The sequence below is a fragment of the Candidatus Synechococcus calcipolaris G9 genome (assembly GCF_029582805.1).
GTDB lineage: Bacteria > Cyanobacteriota > Cyanobacteriia > Thermosynechococcales > Thermosynechococcaceae > Synechococcus_F > Synechococcus_F calcipolaris.
This window is the reverse complement of the sequence record NZ_JAKKUT010000008.1, coordinates 333,231-351,343: the sequence shown is the minus strand read 5'-3', so window position 1 is coordinate 351,343 and position 18,113 is coordinate 333,231. Positions and strand designations below refer to the sequence as shown.

The following is an 18,113-nucleotide window of genomic DNA, read 5'->3' as shown; positions in this document are numbered from 1 at the left end:
AGGGCAATTTTTAGCTAGATTGGAGACTATCTCTAATTTTTAAGGGTTAAGACTGCCTAAACGCATCCCATGCAAGATCCCTATGACTGGCTGGCTCCGGCCCTGAAAACAATTCACCGCGCCCATTGGTATCGTCAGCCCCAATGCTCCACCTGTCAGGGGGCGATCGCCATGGTTCAGGGCCGAGAACTCATTAATTTTGCCAGTAATAACTATTTAGGATTGGCAAACCACCCGGAGGTGATTCAAGCCGGCCAAAATGCCTTGGAAATCTGGGGAACAGGGGCCACCGGCTCTCGGCTGCTAACGGGTCATCGGCAAATCCACCAAGAACTTGAGCAAGCCCTAGCCACATTTAAGGGTACGGAAGCGGCTCTAGTATTTAGTTCTGGGTACTTGGCAAACCTGGGGGCGATCGCCGCCGTGGTCGATCAACGGGATTTGATTTTAGGAGATCGCTATAACCATTCCAGTCTTAAAAACGGTGCAAAACTCAGTGGTGCCAAAACCATAGACTATCCCCACTTAGATATTGCGGCCCTAGAGCAACTGCTCCATCACCATCGCCACCAATACCGCCGCTGTCTCATTGTCACCGATAGCCTCTTTAGCATGGACGGAGACCTGGCCCCCATTCCCAAACTCCTTAAGGTAGCCCAGGATTTTCAGGCAATGGTACTCGTGGATGAGGCCCATGCCACGGGGGTTTTTGGCCCTAGGGGGAGTGGATGGATCGAGCAGGTCAACTGTTCAGGCCAACCCCTGATTCAAGTGGGAACCCTCAGCAAAGCCCTAGGAAGCTTAGGCGGATACGTCGCCGGTTCCCAGATGCTCATTGAATTTATCCGTCATCGGGCGGCCACCTGGGTCTATTCCACAGCCCTATCTCCCGCCGATACTGCTGCTGCCTTGGCTGCCCTAAACGTGATTCAAAATAACAATCAACCTAGGGAAAATCTATGGCAACGTATTGATCAACTGCATCATGGTCTGAAAAAATTAGATCGGCTTCACAATCCTAGCCTCACCCCAGGGATTCCCAGCCCCATTGTCTGTCTCACCGCCCCTGATGCCCAAACGGCTTTAGCCTGGAGTCGCACCTTGGGCGATCTCGGTCTCTGGGTTAGTGGAATTCGTCCCCCCACCGTCCCCCACAGTCGCCTGCGAATTAGCTTAATGGCCAACCATACCAAAGCTCACATTGAAGCACTTTTAGCGGGTTTAGAGCAGTTGCTACCCTCAGGGGGAACAGGTTGTTTAGAATGATGGTTAGCTAAATAATTTGCATGAGTTGTCCTTGTTGGAAGGGAAGAAAGCATCCATGAACGTAGCCGTCAATGTGGGTCGCATCTGGGTCATTGCCCGCAATGTTTTTCAAGAAATTTTCAGAGAACGAATTTTATATGTCACGGCTGTTTTTGCAATCGCCTATGCCTTAGCCGTCATGGTCTTAAGTGAAGTCTCCGCCGGCAATCAGTCCAAGATCAGTTTAGATGTTGGCATGGGAGCCATTGATCTATTTGGTTTAGTGATTGTTGCCTTTGTCGGTAGTAGCCTCATCAATAAGGAAATTGAAAAACGGACGGTTCTGGTTATGTTAGCCAAACCCATTAGTCGTGGGGAATTTATTATTGGCAAACACCTAGGTTTAGCCGGAGTTTTAGCTGTTTTAGTGGCTTTAATGACCCTTGTTTTTTTCATTATTAATAGTTTTAATGGCTTTGACTATCCTCTAGGTGCGTTGAGTTTAGCGTCCCTATTTATTGCCCTAGAACTATGTCTCATGGCAGCCGCCGCTGTGTTGTTGGGGGTGATGACCAGTTCCCTAATTGCCACGCTCCTGACCATTGCCCTCTATTTTATGGGACACTTTAGCCAGAATCTTGTTGCCCTCAGTCAAACCATGGAGAGTTCGGCGGTTCGTCATATCATGCAGAGTATTTACCTGATTTTGCCCGATTTATCCCGCCTAAACCTAAAGAATGACGCAGTTTATGGTATCTTACCAGAGCCATCGATATTAGTAATGAACGCAATATACGGCATCATTTATACAATTTTGCTTTTGTCTATGGCAACGTGGCTATTTGCTCGACGAAATTTCTAAACCTTGATTTTCAATGATCTATAAACATAAGTTTGTGTGTTTTTAGTAAATTCCAGATAAAAATAAAAGGACTTTCTGAATGAAGCCAATTTTGAGCTTGCGAGATAATTTTTTTATCAGCCTATTTGTGTCTACCTTGTCCGTTGGTATTGCTTTAATGTACTACCTAATGACCTTTAGGTTAAATCAACCCATGACACCCATCGTCTTAGTCATGGCATTATCTTTATTGACCATATTTCTACCTAGTGCCTTGGTAGATTTATCTCATAAAAAACCGATTCTGCGACCTCTCCTATCTAACAGAAATATTAATCTTCTCATAGTTACGCTCTTACTCAGTTTAATCGGATTAACAGGCTTTTCATTTAATCATGTTTGGTCAGGATTATTACTGATCATTGGTGTAATTTTCTTGTTCTATCAGCAAATTTATTGTTCAATTAGAATTTTCAAAAAAAATGATATCCTATTTCTTCTGATTATTGGCTTTATTTTCTCATTATTTCTAAGTGGTTCAATTTGGGGACATGAATTTTTAAGTCCCCCTAGCCCTTACTATTCTCAACCAGACTACGAAGCCTTTTTCCATGCTGCTATTAGTAGTATGATGCGTACCCACGGCTTTTCCTCGACTGGACTAGATGGCATTCCCTATGTTCCCTACCACTATGGTAGCCATTGGTTTATTGCCCAATTTGCAAATCTAGTGAATACGGATTCCTATACCGCTTACAAAATTATTTTTCCAGTTATTTTTATTCCGATGTTATTTCATGCTTTTCTTCATCTCCTATTTGAGATTCGTCTCATTTTTAGAGATCGAGAAAAAAAACAGCAAACCTTTTGGAAAACTTGGGAATTTTGGCTCTGTTTTTCCTTGCTGATGTTTGGGTTTTTCCCAACTCGGTTGACCGGTATTTGGTTGGCCATTACCTTTCCGCCATCGTTGACCTTTTCAATTCTGTTTCTGTTTATTACCTTCTCTGTTTTTACTCAAACAAAAATTTTTAATCGGGTAACCAAGTCTCTAATTAAAAAAGACTTGGGGAGTGATGATTCGATTAGTCATGACGTACCCAGTGAATTAGGTTTTTATTCGGACTATTACTTTTATTTACTACCATTGTTGATTTTTCTATGTACCCTCAGCAAGATTTCTACAGGAGCCTTATTCTTTGCTGTTATTGTTTTAATGGCTTATCGCCTCAAAACCTATATCAGCCCCTCACTTATTGCTAGTTTAGTGATTTCGGCGATCGCCTTTTCTATCAGCTTTAAAATGGCTTATGCCTCTGCCGCAGTAGGCGAATATACCACTCAATTTCATTTTTTTGGTTATCTTCGTGTTGCCAATCACAGCCTATTGCACCTGTGGTGGTTTTACCTCCTATTCTTTTGGGCCTTTGTTTATGCCTTTCTCCGATTTAGGTTTGCGGGAGTGCATCACATTAAAAATGTCCGAGCAAAGTTTCAGAGTAACCAGTTTTTGGACTTAGAAATATTATTCTTATTTTGCTTGTTGGGAGTTATTCCTAGTATTGTTTTTGGTTTTTATGATTCCTATAATTTCTTTGATGTTCAAATTTGGGTTTCTCGAGTTTTACTGTTATCTATTATTCCAGAAACTTTATACCGGTCTTCTGCTTTGAAAAACTCTCCCGATCTAAAATCCAGGAAATAAAACCATGGAAAATATTTACAGAAAAATTGGCGAAATTTCTCTCCAAAAACTGTACTGGAGTATCTTACTAGCTCCATTTATCGTTGGAGCAATGATTAATTTAACCTACCGTGTATATAGCATGTGGTACTATAGCAATCGGCCTTATAGTAATGCTGAGCAAATAGAAATTTATGAGCAGCTAAAAGCATTAGATCGGTTACCTGTGGTTGAAAAACGTCGCTCCCTCGTATACATTTCTAAAGATTATGATTTATTTTGGAACTGGCTCCATTACAACTGTATTTCATCTCCTTTCATTATCCCAGCCGTTTCTGGTATTCCTCTTATTGGTGGGTTGCCCGACTGTTTTTTTGAGAAAAATATTAGCACTGTAGGCTTTTCCTACTATAGTCAAATCTCACCCCAGTCCCAGGAAAATATGCCCCTATCTGATCTATGTAAAATTGCTAAAGAGAAAGGATTTGATCAGATTTATGTCCTAGAGCAGGATCAGAATCAGTTATTTACGTTTAGTAAAAATGAGTGTTGATACCCCTATTTATTTAGTGACCGGCGGGGCGGGCTTCATTGGCTCTAATTTTGTCCTGCTGGCGCGTCAGAAGCAGTGGGCTAAAATTATTAATCTTGACAAGCTAACCTATGCGGCTAACGTGTCTAACTTAGCTTCTCTAACCACGGATTCAGAGTACTCTTTTATTAAAGGCAATATTGGCGATACCCAACTCCTTTTCCATCTTTTTGAGCAATATCAACCTGATGCGGTAATAAATTTTGCGGCAGAAAGTCATGTCGATCGCTCGATTCTTGAACCCGATGCGTTTATTCAGACCAATATTATGGGTACGTTTCGGCTGTTAGAAGCAAGTCTTAGTTACTGGCAAGGCTTACCCACAACTCAACAAGCAACATTTCGTTTCCTCCATGTGTCTACGGATGAGGTATACGGCAGCTTAAATCCTGAAGATTTACCCTTTACAGAAAATAGCCCCTATGCCCCTAATAGTCCCTATGCCGCTTCTAAGGCAGGGGCAGATCATTTAGTGAGGGCTTACCACCACACCTATGGTTTACCTACCCTGACAACTAATTGCTCCAATAACTATGGGCCCTACCAGTTTCCCGAAAAATTAATTCCCTTAATGGTTCTGAATGCATTAGACGGTCATCCCCTTCCCCTCTATGGAGATGGTCAAAATATCCGCGACTGGCTCTACGTGACGGATCATTGCGAAGCCCTTTATTGCATTCTCTGTGCTGGACAACCTGGTTCTATCTATGCCATTGGCGGTAAAATGGAACTCACGAACCAGTTTATGGTAGAAACAATTTGTGACTTGCTAGATGAATTAGTGCCCAATCCTAAGGTTCCCTACCGATCTTTAATTACCTATGTTAAGGATCGTCCCGGCCACGATCGCCGCTATGCCATCGACTGTTCTAAATTAGAATCTGAACTAGGTTGGTCTCCCCAGGAAACCTTTAATAGTGGTATTCGTAAAACGATTCAGTGGTATCTTGACCATCCCCAGTGGGTTCAACAGGTGCGCTCTGGAGCCTATCAAACTTGGATGGATAAAAACTATGGCGATCGCTAATTTAATTCTATGAAAGGTATTATATTGGCAGGAGGCTCTGGTAGCCGCTTGTATCCCCTCACTCAAGTAGTGAGCAAGCAACTAATGCCAGTGTATGACAAGCCCATGATCTATTATCCCTTGTCAGTTCTGATGCTGGCAGGAATTAGAAATATTTTAATTATTTCCAGTCCGCAGCAACTTCCACTATTTGAGCAACTGCTGGGTGATGGTAGTCAGTGGGGAATAGAGTTTAGCTATTTAGTTCAACCTCACCCTGAGGGATTGGCTCAAGCATTTGTTTTGGCAAAAGACTTTATTGATCATCAACCAGTGTGCTTAATCTTGGGGGATAATCTCTTCTATGGTAATGGTTTGGTCAGTATTTTACAGGAAGCATCCCAACTCGAAGATGGCGCTCTTATTTTTGCCCATCGTGTCATCAATCCTAAGGCCTATGGAGTCGTTGAATTTGATGAAAATGGTAAAGTGATCAATTTAGAAGAAAAACCAGAGTATCCTCGCTCATCCTACGCCGTACCTGGAATTTATTTTTACGATTCCCAAGTAGCGCATCTATCGGCAACCCTACAACCATCTTTGCGGGGGGAGTTCGAGATTACCGACCTAAATCGGTTATACTTAGCTCAAGAAAAATTGAGGATAAGGGTGCTTTGGCGAGGGTATACTTGGCTTGATATGGGAACCCACGAATCTCTCTTGCAGGCAGCAATGTTTATTCAAACTCTAGAACAGCGACAGGGATTTAAGGTTGCCTGTGTAGAAGAAATTGCCTACCGGATGAGATTTATTGATGAAGAACAACTGAAACAGTTAGCCCAACCTCTATTAAAAAGTGGCTATGGCGAGTACTTACTAAGTATTTTGGAGAACAGTTATACTTTTTTATAAGGAATATACAGAAATAGAACAGGTCAAACACTTACCAGTTGTATTAACTGATTACGATAAGTATATTAAACTAGAGTAAATAGATATAATCATCAAAAAAATACTAGATCTGCTGAAGATAGAAGCTGAAGTCATTATAATTTTGTTTGCGATATCCCTATATCTTGAAGAGATTCCCATATATTTTTAAATTACTTAGGAGGCAACCAATAAGAGCAAGATGTATTCTGACAACAGAGAGAAAATAATGCTTTCCATAGTAACTCCCATATATAAAGATAGCTATCTTGCAAAGGATTTCATTGAAGAAGTATTTTCACTAAAGCTTCCAAAAGAAATAGATTTAATAGAAGTACTTTTCGTTATCGATGGAAGTGGAGAAGTTGACGAAGAAAACATAAAAACCGTTGCCAGTAAACATGCGCAGATTAAAATGATTTCTCTTAGTCGTAACTTTGGTCAACATATAGCTGTTTCAGCGGGTTATGCCTATGTAATAGGTGACTTAATATGCATGATGAATGTAGATCAGCAAGATCCACCCAAAGAAATGCTTAAGCTTTTACCATATATAATGTCAGGCAAGTATGATGTAGTTTATGGGTTAAGACAAAAACGTAGAGATAATTACCTCAAGCAAATTTCTTCGTATTTATTTAACATCCTATTGAATAAATTAACTGGTCAAAACATACCCTTAAACGTGGCAACAATGCGAATTATGTCTAGAAGATTTATAAATTCATACAATAAACTTTCTGAGAAATCTAGATATTTGCCGGGTTTAGAAAACTGGCTGGGATTTTCTAAAATCTACATACCAATCAATCATCAAGCACGAAAAGATGGAAAATCTTCTTATAACTTAAACAGACGTTTACTAATGGCAATGGAATCAATTATTTCATTTTCTGATTTGCCCTTACGTTGGATATCTATACTAGGTTTTATTTTAGCTATTACAGGTTTCATTTCACTAATTACATTGCTTGTAGCAAAAATTTTCTTTGTAGACTATCAACCTGGTTATGCTTCAATAGTTGCTATTATTGTATTTTTATCTGGAGTTCAAATAGTATTAATAGGTTTTTCTTCATTGTATGTGGGCAGAATTTTACAAGAAGTTCAAAATAGACCTTTATTTATAGTCAAAGAAACAAAAAACATCTAGTCAAGAAATTATGTTTAACAAAGATGACTTTATACAAGACATTCAAACTCAAGGATTTTCTATTATAAAAGGTGTACTGCCAGATTTCTTGATTACACAATTAAAAATATATTTAACAAAGGCAATTGACCATGAAGTTAAGTATCATGGAACAAAAGATTATTCGGATTATGGAATGGTTTTAATATGTTCATTGTATGGAAAAATTTTCTGTGATATTTTTGATATTGAGCTGATTAGAGAACCATTTAATTTGATTTTAGGAGAAGGCTGTATTGTTTATGCATACACATCTTCGTCTATGCCTCCCCATCAATCTAATTATAGTCAAAGAATACACACTGATTGTCCACGTATTATCCCAGGATATATTACCAACATAGGAGCTACAATATTACTTGATGATTTTACTCTAGATAATGGAGCAACTTGGTTCCTACCATTTAGTCAACAAATCTCAACACAGCCTAAGTCTGATGATTTTTACTATAATGCTCACAGGTTAATTGCAAAAGCAGGAGATGTTTTCTTTTTTAATGCTAGAATTTGGCATGCAGGAGGGCAAAACTTTACAAATGATTGGAGGCATGCCTTAACAATTAATATGATTAGGCCATGGATGAAGCAACGTATTGATATACCTAGAGCAATGAAAGATATCGATTTGAGTAATATTTCAGAAATTGCAAAGCAAAAGTTGGGTTTCCATGCTCAAGTTCCCAGCAACTATGATGAATATTATGCACCTTTTGAAAATCGAAAATTCAAGCAAAGAGTAGAATAATGGATACACAAAATAAGTTTTATCAAGAAGCTATTGAGGCTAATGTTGCTGTTCACTCAGTTATGGTTAATGACTATAATACGATTGAACCACATTACAGACCTGAAAGCATTGCAAGAGTAGAGAAAATTATTCAATCACTTATCACAAAACATCAAATTAAACGAGTTATTGACTTTGGATGTGGAACTGGCTTTATGATTGATATTCTCAAAAAATATGTTGAGGAAATTATAGGGATTGATATTACACAAGCAATGCTCGATAAAGTGGATAAAACAGGAGAAGCAAAAATTTCTTTGATTAATGCAGATACAGGTGATGTAAAGTTACAACAAGGTTATTATAATTTAGCTACAGCCTATTCGTTTTTAGATCATTTATACACCATCAAGCCAACGTTGATCAATGTTTATAACTCTCTAGAAAATGGAGGTTTATTTTATGCTGATCTCAGTCCAAACGCTTATTTTTGGGATGGTATAAAGCAACTAGATTTATCAAAAAATTATGATCAAATTATTCAAAGAGAAATTAAAGCTGTAAATCAAAAAGGCGAAGAGATTGAAAAACAATTTGGAATATCAAAGGAACTATTTATTAAGGCTGAGCATCAAAAACATGTTCAGGGTGGAATTAGAGAGGAAGATATACAAGAACAACTTTTTGACGTAGGCTTTAAACAAGTAGACTTTATCTATCATTGGTTTTTGGGGCAGGCTCAACTTATTAATGATACCTCTATGGATTATCATTTACGCTTTCAGCATGCAAGTGTTATGCATGACTATCTTATTAAAGCTTTACCTATTACAAGAAATATATTTAAATATGTTGGTTTTATAGCGGTAAAGTAAGTGAATATAAGCTTTCTAGGATTCGGTGAATTAGGTAAGCAAGTTGAATTACTTCTCAATTCATCTAACTATGATTACCCAAGATTTTACTTTGACGATAAACTTTCTAGAACATCAAATAATCATTTTTATTTCAACGAATATATCAATCATATAAATAATTCTCTATGGCTTTTATGTGTTGGTTATAAGCATATGAGCTTAAGACTTAAATTGATAACAGAAATTAGTAATGCATCTGGAAAATTACTTAATTTAGTTCATCCTACAGCCTATGTTTCACCTTTAGCAAATGTATCTTCAGGATCTCTTATTTACCCAATGTGTAATCTCGACAAAGAAGTTTTTTTAGGTAAAGGTGTATTAATTAATAATTCAGTTACTATTTCTCATAATTGTGAAATTCAAGATGGATCCTATATTAGTCCTGGAGTTACTATTTCGGGAAACGTAAAAATTGGCCAAGCGTCTTTTGTTGGTAGTGGAACAGTTATATCTAATGATATTGTGATTGGCAATCATGTCCATATTGGTATTGGAACAGTTATTACACAAGATGTGCCTGATGATGCTTGGGTAATTGGTAATCCACAGAAAATTCTCAATAAACCATTTAAGTTGAACTAGCTATGAAAGTAGTAATTTTACAGTCAAATTACATACCTTGGAAAGGCTACTTTGATTTAATAAATGACGCCGATTTTTTTTGTTTTTTAGATGAAGTTCAATATACAAAAAATGATTGGCGAAATAGAAATAAATTGTATTCTAAAAACGGTATTTTTTGGTTAACCATTCCTATTAATAAAAAATCAGTAAATCTAAAAATAAGTGAAGTTACATTAGAAGATTTTCATTGGCAAGAGAAACACTTCAAAACCATCATTCATACTTATTGTAAGTCACCACAATTTAATGAAATAATTTATTTCCTTGAAGATATTTACCTAAAGCATAAATGGAACTTTCTTTCAGACTTAAATCAATATATTATTATGAAAATATGTAAGTATTCTAAAATAACTACTCAATTTGCTGATTCTCGTCATTTTTCTTTAGAATTAGATAGAGTTGACCGATTAATCTCAATCATTAAACAAGTTGGAGGAACTGAGTATATTTCAGGAATTGCAGCTAAAAAATATTTAGATGGTCAAGAAGAAAAATTTAGTCAAAACAATATTAAGCTAATTTACAAAGCTTATGGTCCTTACAAGCAATATTTTCAAAATCTACCTATCTTTGAAAATTTTGTAAGTATTATAGATACTTTAATGTTTGTCCCACAGTCAGATATTCTTAAATATATCGTTTCTGAAAATTGATGCTATTACAATGATTTTATAAAATTCTTGGTAATGCAAAAATGACTTCAAATCATTTATATATTTTTCTTACGATATTTTTTACTGTATATGGGCAAATGATTATAAAATGGCAGGTGAGCCTAGCCGGCCCCTTGCCTCAACAGACTGCTGAAAAACTTCTCCATCTAGCATATTTACTACTCAATCCTTGGATTATCAGTGGATTTGCTGCTGCATTTTTGGCGGCCCTCAGTTGGATGGCTGCCATGACTAAGTTTCCCCTCAGCTATGCCTATCCCTTTATGAGCTTCGCTTTTGTCTTGGTACTTTTCCTAAGTGCGGTATTCTTTAAGGAGCCAATTACCCTGCCTAAAATGTTAGGGATGGCAGCTATTGTGTTTGGCATCGTCGTAGGCAGTCGCTAATTGAAACCTATTCCCTTTAATCATCCCTTTCTTACTGGACGCGAATTAGAACTGATTGGCCAAGCTTACCAATCGGGGCAACTAGCAGGTGATGGCTCTTTTACACATCAATGTCATACTTGGTTAGAACAACAGTTAGGCTGTACAAAAGCCTTACTTACGCACTCCTGTACCTCTGCCTTAGAAATGGCAGCAATTTTGGCAGATTTAGAACCAGGGGATGAAGTGATTATGCCCAGCTATACGTTTGTCTCTACTGCAAATGCCTTTGTTCTCAGGGGAGCAGTGCCGGTCTTTGTGGATATTCGTCCCGATACTCTAAACCTAGATGAAACCCTAGTTGAGAGTGCCATTACCCATAGAACCCGAGCGATCGCCCCGGTGCATTATGCAGGGGTAGGTTGTGAAATGGATGAACTTCAGACGTTAGCGACTAAATATAACTTGCTGGTTATCGAAGATGCCGCCCAAGGAATATATGCTCGCTATAGGGATCAACCCTTAGGTACCATTGGCGATTTAGGATGCTTAAGCTTTCATGAAACCAAAAATATTATCTCCGGAGAAGGTGGGGCACTCCTGATTAATCGAGATCGTTTTGTAGAACGAGCCGAAATCATTCGTGAAAAAGGTACGAATCGTAGTCAGTTTTTTAGAGGAGAAATAGATAAATATACTTGGATAGATATTGGTTCTAGTTATCTTCCTGGAGAAATTATTGCAGCATTTCTTTATGCTCAATTAGAACTTGCTGATCAAATTATTGCAAGCCGTCTTAAAATCTGGGATCACTACCATAACCTACTTGCATCGTTAGAGGAAGTCGCAAAAATTCGTCGGCCTCAAATTCCCAAACATTGCCAACATAATGGTCACATGTATTATATTTTGCTACCCAACCTAACAGTCCGCACAGATCTGATTACCTACCTTAAGCAAAGTGGTATTAAGAGTGTGTTCCACTATGTGCCCTTGCATAGCTCACCAGCAGGTCAGCGCTATGGACGCACCCAGGGCGATTTGGTCAACACAGATCGTGTTGCTGATCGTTTACTTCGTTTACCATTATTTCCCGATCTATCTCTCGAGCATGTCCAAGATATGGTTGATGCCATCAAAGCATTCTTTGCTATGTTATAAGCACCTAGGGCTTGATTCTGATAATAGAAACCGCTACCGATTTGAATCCCTCTTGTTGTCCCCCATTAATTTATGATCCTTACCTCCGCCCCTTCCCTAAAATTTCACCACCTTCAGCAGAATGTTTTCCGTGGTCTGACTAGTGAAACGAGCCAATTTATTGTCAAGCGACTGTTGCAGGCGATTTTAACCCTTTTTCTGGCCTCTGCCCTTAGTTTTGCCATTATTCAGTTGGCTCCTGGCAATTATTTAGATACCCTGAAAGCCAATCCCCAAATTTCCCCGGAACGCATTGCCGAATTAGAAGCCCAATTTGGCTTAAATAAATCTGCCCTTCAGCAATATTTTAATTGGTTGTGGCAAATTATTCGCCATGGCAATTTTGGTACCAGTTTTGTCTATCAGCGTTCGGTGGCATCTCTTTTGTGGGAACGGGTTCCGGCTACCTTACTTCTCTCTTTTTCCTCCATTATTGTCACCTGGGGCTTAGCCATTCCCTTGGGTGTTATTGCGGGCATCAATCAAAATCGTTGGAGCGATCGCACGTTACAAGTGGTGAGCTACATTGGCCAAGGATTTCCCAGTTTTATTACGGCCCTCCTCCTGTTGTTTCTGGCCCAGAATACGCCCCTGTTTCCTGTGGGGGGGATGACCAGTATTGATCACGATGACCTAACCGGGTTAGGCAAAGTTTTAGATATTGGCTGGCATTTAATTTTACCCACCCTAGCCTTGAGTCTGACCAGTTTTGCCGGACTACAGCGTTTAATGCGGGGCAATTTACTGGATGTCCTGCGCCAAAATTATATTCAGACGGCCCGGGCCAAGGGATTGCCGGAACATCGGGTTATCTATGTCCATGCCCTACGGAATGCCATTAATCCGCTAGTGACGCTCCTCGGATTTGAGTTTGCCAGTTTGTTGAGCGGAGCCTTTATTGCCGAATTTTTCTTTAATTGGCCGGGCTTAGGGCGACTCATTTTGCAGGCCGTCCAATCCCAAGATATTTACCTGGTGATGGCCAGTCTGATGATGGGCGCGACCATGTTGATTATTGGTAATCTATTGGCAGATCTTTTACTTAAATGGGTGGATCCGCGCATTCAGTTGGCAGCAAATGGTTAGCCTTCGGCATGAAATCGTAACTGCCGCCAGCCAGTAAAATTAGCATACCCCTGGCGATCGCCCATACATTCAGCCACATGCTCTAGGGGGGAAAGGTGTTTTGGCTCCGATCCTGCCAGCCGCTCGTATAGGGTTAAATCCGATTCCGGGTCACTGCGCCGCCCATCCCGCAAATAGTAGGACACCCGCGCGCACCGGGCCACGGACATATACTTCAGTTGGTCTAGGCTAAAGGTGTCCCGTTCTTCGGCGGCAATGTAGGGTAAATGCCATGTCCCTACGTCCACCGGGGTCGGAGTATGGTTCTCCAGTAAGGTTTGGATCATTTTAGCCAGCTGTTGCATCTCCGGCTGGGCATCGGGATGATTCCGCAAGTGGAGAAAATTATCCCATTCCGTACTACTAACCACGGTTTGCATCCACATCCAGGGTTCCAGCATTCGATTAACGACCTGTTTGTGCACCCCCAATTCATTTAACTTTTTTGCCCCCTCTAGCACCGCCAATCGGGTTTCTAGCCAAATGTTTTTCCCTTGATCTTTTTGCTCGATTTCTACGGCCGCCTGCATCCCCCGTTGATTTTGGCCCCAGTGGTAGGGAATCACTGGATACTGCTCCACCTGCTCCATCACTTTGGTGACGGGAACGGCCCGAGAACTGGCAGAATTGCGGGAAAAAACGCGATGGGTTAACAGTTCACTATGGATAAAGCGAGGATAGGTCAATTGCAACGTCACTAAGCGAATGCCCGCTGGGGACAAAGAATCGGCAATGACACGCCCATCTTGCACAGGATACCTCCATGGATCACGCTAACGTTCGACCGCAACAACGACCTAATGTACCTGTAGAATAACCAATAAACTAGTAATAGCCTGCTTCTCTTAAGGGAATCTTAAAATGGTGCAAAGTTTTACTAAACCCCTTACACTAGAGAATTTTTTACAGTTGCCGGAGACAAAACCCGCCAGCGAGTACATTGACGGACTGATCATCCAGAAACCAATGCCACAAGGAGAGCACAGCGTAATCCAGACTGAATTAGCACCTGCAATTAATTTGGCTGTAAAACCCAAACAGACTGCACGGGCTTTCACAGAGTTGCGTTGTACTTTTGGCGGACGCTCAACCGTACCTGATATTGCTGTATTTCTGTGGAATCGAATTCCACGCAAGGAAAATGGTAGGGTTGCAAATGTTTTTTCCATTGCTCCAGATTGGACCATCGAAATTCTTTCACCTGAGCAGAGCCAAACTAAAGTCATCAAAAATATCCTGTACTGCCTCACGCATGGAACTCAGATGGGCTGGCTGATTGATCCAGATAAGCAATCAGTTTTTGTTTATCTACCCGATCAACCAACGACTGCCTATGATGAACCAAAGGCACGATTGCCAGTACCAGAATTTGCTAAAGACTTTAACCTCACCGTAGAAGCTCTATTTAACTGGTTAAGAGAGTGAGTCTAAAGCCGTATTGTCTGTCCATAAGCTTAAAATCTTCTCCTCAATAATTCTCTGAACCCCTGACTGCACCTAAATACAACGACTAATTCTTCAATGGTGTTACCCCATAGACAACTGAGCGTCGAACATTCCGGTTGATCGGCTGTCAGCAATCTTGGTATCTATACCGGAGACTTTCGACAGTCCGCTCCGACCGGGTTGTTATGCGGCGGCTTTACTCACCACACTACGATTTGCAGATTCTCCACTTCTTGAAAATGGTTATCTCGTGTTATCAGAATCAGATCATGCTGTAGGACAAGGGCTGCAATCCAGACATCATTCTCAGGCAGTGGGCGACCCTTGAGCCTCAAGTTATTCTTAACTTCGCCATATTGCTGAGCCGTTTCAGCATCACATACCAATATTGTGCTACCAGCAACTAATTTATCAACTCTTGCTAAGTTTGCTTTAACTCGTCCTGACTTTCTGGCTCCATAACACAGCTCACCAATGACAATGCTTGGAATGAAAACTTCACTAGCTTGAGCAAGATTGTCTTTGACGATCACCTCGTCTGCAAAAAGTGCAATAACGATGTTGGTATCGAGCAAAAACCTACCACCCATCAATATCTATCCGCTCACAATCTTGCTCGATTGCCTCACGCATTAATTGGAGATCCTCTGGAGGGATTGAACCTGCAAAACATAGCAATTGTTGCCCTGGAGTTCCTCGAACTTCAGATGTTGCTAACGCTTGAGTAAATTCAAGCACTTGTTGTTGTAGGTGCTGCGGCATTACTTCTAGCTGCTTGATCACTTCATTGATAATGGAGACTCTCATTCTATCGTCCTTAAGATCGTAGATAATCGCAGCAATGCACTGCGCTAGAACCATCTGCTTTATTTTTTGACAATGGTATATCCACTGACGTACTTTGTACCGTCAGGTAGTGCCATCCACATCCATTCGACATCCTCCCCATCCTCTAGCTCAACACTAATAACGCGATTAGGTGGTAGTGAAGAGTGTGAAACCAGTGATGGCTGAGGTGCAACCACTATTCTCTTTTGTTTATCTTCTAACATAGTTACTGATCGGTCGTGAAGTGCATTCCCATTTTAGTCAATAAAAAATTAGCTGTCGGGTCAGAATCAATGGAGCTTCTAGAAGGAGCCTACGACTACCTGATATTCTCACTCAGAATACTTTCCTACCAAGCCTTACCGATAGCTGAAGCCGCCTAACTCGGGTTTTGACGATACCATTCAATCGTGCGCCTTAACCCTTCCCGTAGATAGACCTCCGCCTCAAAGTTAAAATAGTCCTTTGCCCGCTCCGTATCTAAGCACCGCCGGGGTTGGCCATTAGGCTTATCGGTTTGCCAGACAATTTCACCCCTGAACTCCATTAATTCACAGATCAGCATCACCAGATCTTTGATGGTAATTTCTTCGCCGGTTCCTAAGTTCACCGGTTCGGCTCCCCCGTAGGCGATCGCCGCGGTGACAATCCCCCGGGCCGCGTCATCCACATAGAGAAATTCCCGGGTGGGACTGCCATCTCCCCAGACAGATAGGGTGAGATCGCCCCGTTGTTGGGCTTCGTAGACTTTGCGGATCAGAGCCGGAATCACATGGGAACTTTTCGGATCAAAGTTATCACGGGGACCGTAGAGGTTGACGGGCAATAGATAGATGCCATTAAACCCGTACTGCTGTCGATAGGCTTGAAGCTGCACTAAAAGGGCTTTTTTAGCAATTCCGTAGGGGGCATTGGTTTCCTCTGGGTAGCCATTCCAGAGATCCGCTTCCTTGAAGGGGACCGGAGTAAACTTAGGGTAGGCGCAAATCGTACCCACGCACACAAACTTCCTCACCCCCACCTGGTAAGCCGAATGAATCAGTTGGGCCCCCATCATCAAATTGTCGTAGAACAGTTCCCCTGGCTTGGCTTGATTGAGGCCAATGCCGCCCACATGGGCTGCTAGGTGAATGACTAAATCTTGATTCTGAACCGCTTGTTGACAGGCCTCCAGGGAGCGTAAATCCCAATCCCGCGATCGCGGAAGGGTGATATTTTCTTTAGTTGCTCCCTGCTGAAGTAATTGGGCGACAACCTGCTGCCCTAGGAATCCAGCCCCCCCCGTCACCAAAATCTTTGTATCTGAGAGATTACGCATAGGTTTAGGTTAGTCAGCTTTACTAATGAGTTGACGACTGGCCACAATATCCAGAACTGACTCCGGCGTATTTTCATCGGTAGATGATCCATTTTTAGACCGCTCCACCGCCCGCAGATCCGCTGTCACCATGATTTTTACTAATTCCCTAAATGTCACCGAGGGTTTCCAATTTAATTGGGTTTGAGCTTTGCTGGAATCCCCAATCAAAAGCTCCACCTCCGCTGGGCGCAGGTAACGCGGGTCAAATTCCACGTAGTCTTCCCAGTTGAGATTGACCAAACCAAAGGCGGTCTCTAAAAACTCCCGCACGGAATGGGTTTCCCCCGTGGCAATCACATAGTCATCGGGCCGTTCCTGTTGCAGCATCAGCCACATGGCCTCAACATAATCCTTGGCATAGCCCCAATCTCGCTTGGCATCTAAGTTGCCCAGGTAAATTTTCTTTTGTAGACCAAACACAATCCGAGCGAGGGCGCGGGTAATTTTGCGGGTAACGAAGGTCTCCCCTCGTCGCGGTGAATTGTGGATCCAACCTTGGCCCACCCCAGCATGGAAGGTTCCTGAGGTGGTTGCAAAATCAAAGAGCCAGCCATCGTAATCAATAGGATTTGCCTTTACTACTTCCTCAGTAGGCTTGCGTAAATGTTGTCCCTGTTGACCAACAACATCCGGGGAATTGAGATTGAGTTGGTAGTATAATCGCCCATCCCGATCCTCGGTACACAGGGTAATCCGTTGTTGAAGTGTGGTCGTCACTAGCCAGTACAGTCCGGCTGCCATCACGGCTGAAGCGGTGCGAAATCCTTGAAATTCGTAGGTACAGGGGGTACTTTTCAGACCATCCCCAGCATTAAACCCCTCTAGAAAGGCAAGTCGCTCTGGTTCCCCTCCATTCAAAATTCGTTTGGGAATGCGTTTGTAACCTGACCGCGTATAAAGGGATTCGCGAATATAGCGACCATAGGCCCGATTTCCATTCAAGTGGAGTTGGATGACGGGTCGGCCATTCTCAAAACCACTTTGGGTTTGATGGTGGGTGCAGTAGCCCCCGGTAACCTTCCGCCACGTTGCCCCAATCCGTCCTAAGAGGGTCTCATCTTGATTGGTGGCAGTCACCTTGCCCTCTTCGGTAACATAACCCTCCGCCGCTAAAATGCCCAGCAACCAGGCTTCAGACTGGGTTAAATCTAGCTGCTCCGTTGCTGGGGGTAACTCAATCAATGCCAAGGCATCACCAACTTTAACGTCTCCTGCGGGTTGGGCGATCGCTCCATTTTCCCCTTGGATAAAAACCTGATGCTCACTGGTGGCCTGATAAATTGCTCCCCGGGCCGCAATTCGATGCACCTGCTTATTGGCACGTTGTTTGGCCCCATTCCAGGTTGCCGTC

19 protein-coding genes and 1 pseudogene are annotated in these 18,113 nt (G+C 41.6%); 15 read left to right on the top strand and 5 right to left on the bottom strand.

Annotated features, from left to right (window positions below):
• The first annotated feature begins 69 nt into the window (after positions 1–69).
• The 14 genes from bioF (at position 70) to L3556_RS15945 (ending at position 13,089) form a co-directional block, all read left to right on the top strand.
• Positions 70–1,266 carry an 8-amino-7-oxononanoate synthase gene (gene bioF / locus L3556_RS16010; RefSeq protein WP_277868334.1) on the top strand — a complete coding sequence of 399 codons (1,197 nt, stop codon included), beginning with the start codon at positions 70–72 and terminating at the stop codon, positions 1,264–1,266.
• 55 nt (positions 1,267–1,321) lie between these two features.
• Positions 1,322–2,107, top strand: coding sequence for an ABC transporter permease (locus tag L3556_RS16005; protein WP_277868333.1), 786 nt, complete (start codon positions 1,322–1,324; stop codon positions 2,105–2,107).
• Positions 2,108–2,186: 79 nt separating this feature from the next.
• Positions 2,187–3,791 carry a hypothetical protein gene (locus L3556_RS16000; RefSeq protein WP_277868332.1) on the top strand — a complete coding sequence of 535 codons (1,605 nt, stop codon included), beginning with the start codon at positions 2,187–2,189 and terminating at the stop codon, positions 3,789–3,791.
• A gap of 4 nt (positions 3,792–3,795) precedes the next feature.
• Positions 3,796–4,323 carry a hypothetical protein gene (locus L3556_RS15995; RefSeq protein ID WP_277868331.1) on the top strand — a complete coding sequence of 176 codons (528 nt, stop codon included), beginning with the start codon at positions 3,796–3,798 and terminating at the stop codon, positions 4,321–4,323.
• Positions 4,313–5,389, top strand: coding sequence for a dTDP-glucose 4,6-dehydratase (gene rfbB / locus L3556_RS15990; protein WP_277868330.1), 1,077 nt, complete (start codon positions 4,313–4,315; stop codon positions 5,387–5,389). The genes L3556_RS15995 and rfbB overlap by 11 nt, the downstream gene beginning before the upstream one ends.
• A gap of 9 nt (positions 5,390–5,398) precedes the next feature.
• Positions 5,399–6,280, top strand: coding sequence for a glucose-1-phosphate thymidylyltransferase RfbA (gene rfbA / locus L3556_RS15985; protein WP_277868329.1), 882 nt, complete (start codon positions 5,399–5,401; stop codon positions 6,278–6,280).
• Between the two features lie 220 nt (positions 6,281–6,500).
• Entirely contained in the window at positions 6,501–7,451 is a 951-nt protein-coding gene (locus L3556_RS15980) for a glycosyltransferase family 2 protein (RefSeq protein ID WP_277868328.1), read from the top strand.
• A gap of 10 nt (positions 7,452–7,461) precedes the next feature.
• Positions 7,462–8,235 carry a phytanoyl-CoA dioxygenase family protein gene (locus L3556_RS15975; protein WP_277868327.1) on the top strand — a complete coding sequence of 258 codons (774 nt, stop codon included), beginning with the start codon at positions 7,462–7,464 and terminating at the stop codon, positions 8,233–8,235.
• The gene (locus tag L3556_RS15970) at positions 8,235–9,092 is read left to right on the top strand and encodes a class I SAM-dependent DNA methyltransferase (RefSeq protein ID WP_277868326.1); all 858 of its coding nucleotides are present in this window, start codon (positions 8,235–8,237) and stop codon (positions 9,090–9,092) included. Before L3556_RS15975 ends, L3556_RS15970 begins: the two co-directional genes overlap by 1 nt.
• Entirely contained in the window at positions 9,093–9,719 is a 627-nt protein-coding gene (locus tag L3556_RS15965; RefSeq protein WP_277868325.1) for an LbetaH domain-containing protein, read from the top strand. It abuts the gene before it with no gap.
• Positions 9,720–9,721: 2 nt separating this feature from the next.
• On the top strand, positions 9,722–10,417 hold the full coding sequence (locus L3556_RS15960; protein ID WP_277868324.1) for a WbqC family protein: 696 nt from the start codon (positions 9,722–9,724) through the stop codon (positions 10,415–10,417).
• A 98-nt stretch (positions 10,418–10,515) separates the two neighbouring features.
• The gene (locus L3556_RS15955; protein ID WP_277868323.1) at positions 10,516–10,824 is read left to right on the top strand and encodes an EamA family transporter; all 309 of its coding nucleotides are present in this window, start codon (positions 10,516–10,518) and stop codon (positions 10,822–10,824) included.
• Positions 10,825–11,964: a dTDP-4-amino-4,6-dideoxygalactose transaminase gene (gene rffA / locus L3556_RS15950; protein ID WP_277868322.1), complete on the top strand. Its 1,140-nt coding sequence runs from the start codon at positions 10,825–10,827 to the stop codon at positions 11,962–11,964.
• A 72-nt stretch (positions 11,965–12,036) separates the two neighbouring features.
• A complete protein-coding gene (locus tag L3556_RS15945; protein WP_277868321.1) occupies positions 12,037–13,089 on the top strand; it encodes an ABC transporter permease in 1,053 nt (350 codons plus the stop codon).
• On the opposite strand, the gene L3556_RS15940 is transcribed toward L3556_RS15945, so the two are convergent.
• Positions 13,086–13,880, bottom strand: coding sequence for an FAD-dependent thymidylate synthase (locus L3556_RS15940; protein WP_277868320.1), 795 nt, complete (start codon positions 13,878–13,880; stop codon positions 13,086–13,088). The genes L3556_RS15945 and L3556_RS15940 overlap by 4 nt on opposite strands.
• Before the next feature lie 109 nt (positions 13,881–13,989).
• On the opposite strand from L3556_RS15940, the gene L3556_RS15935 reads away from it, so the two are divergent.
• A complete protein-coding gene (locus L3556_RS15935) occupies positions 13,990–14,553 on the top strand; it encodes a Uma2 family endonuclease (protein ID WP_277868319.1) in 564 nt (187 codons plus the stop codon).
• 221 nt (positions 14,554–14,774) lie between these two features.
• On the opposite strand, the gene L3556_RS15930 is transcribed toward L3556_RS15935, so the two are convergent.
• The 4 genes and pseudogenes from L3556_RS15930 to L3556_RS15915 all read right to left on the bottom strand — a co-directional run.
• A complete protein-coding gene (locus tag L3556_RS15930; RefSeq protein WP_277868318.1) occupies positions 14,775–15,164 on the bottom strand; it encodes a type II toxin-antitoxin system VapC family toxin in 390 nt (129 codons plus the stop codon).
• Entirely contained in the window at positions 15,154–15,435 is a 282-nt protein-coding gene (locus tag L3556_RS15925; protein WP_277868317.1) for a hypothetical protein, read from the bottom strand. Before L3556_RS15925 ends, L3556_RS15930 begins: the two co-directional genes overlap by 11 nt.
• Before the next feature lie 346 nt (positions 15,436–15,781).
• Complete coding sequence (locus L3556_RS15920; RefSeq protein ID WP_277868316.1) at positions 15,782–16,720, bottom strand: GDP-L-fucose synthase family protein; 939 nt, start codon at positions 16,718–16,720, stop codon at positions 15,782–15,784.
• A gap of 9 nt (positions 16,721–16,729) precedes the next feature.
• Positions 16,730–17,248: pseudogene (locus L3556_RS15915) on the bottom strand (GDP-mannose 4,6-dehydratase); the annotation flags it as partial.
• Positions 17,249–18,113: the final 865 nt, after the last annotated feature.

Excerpts from the sequence above, each read along its gene's own strand:
- L3556_RS15925 (WP_277868317.1), bottom strand. The coding sequence starts at position 15,435 with ATGGTTCTAGCGCAGTGCATTGCTGCGATTATCTACGATCTTAAGGAC.
- L3556_RS15945 (WP_277868321.1), top strand. The coding sequence starts at position 12,037 with ATGATCCTTACCTCCGCCCCTTCCCTAAAATTTCACCACCTTCAGCAG.
- L3556_RS15970 (WP_277868326.1), top strand. The coding sequence starts at position 8,235 with ATGGATACACAAAATAAGTTTTATCAAGAAGCTATTGAGGCTAATGTT.
- bioF (WP_277868334.1), top strand. The coding sequence starts at position 70 with ATGCAAGATCCCTATGACTGGCTGGCTCCGGCCCTGAAAACAATTCAC.
- rfbB (WP_277868330.1), top strand. The coding sequence starts at position 4,313 with ATGAGTGTTGATACCCCTATTTATTTAGTGACCGGCGGGGCGGGCTTC.
- L3556_RS15995 (WP_277868331.1), top strand. The coding sequence starts at position 3,796 with ATGGAAAATATTTACAGAAAAATTGGCGAAATTTCTCTCCAAAAACTG.
- rfbA (WP_277868329.1), top strand. The coding sequence starts at position 5,399 with ATGAAAGGTATTATATTGGCAGGAGGCTCTGGTAGCCGCTTGTATCCC.
- L3556_RS15955 (WP_277868323.1), top strand. The coding sequence starts at position 10,516 with ATGATTATAAAATGGCAGGTGAGCCTAGCCGGCCCCTTGCCTCAACAG.
- L3556_RS15960 (WP_277868324.1), top strand. The coding sequence starts at position 9,722 with ATGAAAGTAGTAATTTTACAGTCAAATTACATACCTTGGAAAGGCTAC.
- L3556_RS15980 (WP_277868328.1), top strand. The coding sequence starts at position 6,501 with ATGTATTCTGACAACAGAGAGAAAATAATGCTTTCCATAGTAACTCCC.
- L3556_RS15935 (WP_277868319.1), top strand. The coding sequence starts at position 13,990 with ATGGTGCAAAGTTTTACTAAACCCCTTACACTAGAGAATTTTTTACAG.
- L3556_RS16005 (WP_277868333.1), top strand. The coding sequence starts at position 1,322 with ATGAACGTAGCCGTCAATGTGGGTCGCATCTGGGTCATTGCCCGCAAT.
- L3556_RS15930 (WP_277868318.1), bottom strand. The coding sequence starts at position 15,164 with ATGGGTGGTAGGTTTTTGCTCGATACCAACATCGTTATTGCACTTTTT.
- L3556_RS16000 (WP_277868332.1), top strand. The coding sequence starts at position 2,187 with ATGAAGCCAATTTTGAGCTTGCGAGATAATTTTTTTATCAGCCTATTT.
- L3556_RS15920 (WP_277868316.1), bottom strand. The coding sequence starts at position 16,720 with ATGCGTAATCTCTCAGATACAAAGATTTTGGTGACGGGGGGGGCTGGA.
- L3556_RS15975 (WP_277868327.1), top strand. The coding sequence starts at position 7,462 with ATGTTTAACAAAGATGACTTTATACAAGACATTCAAACTCAAGGATTT.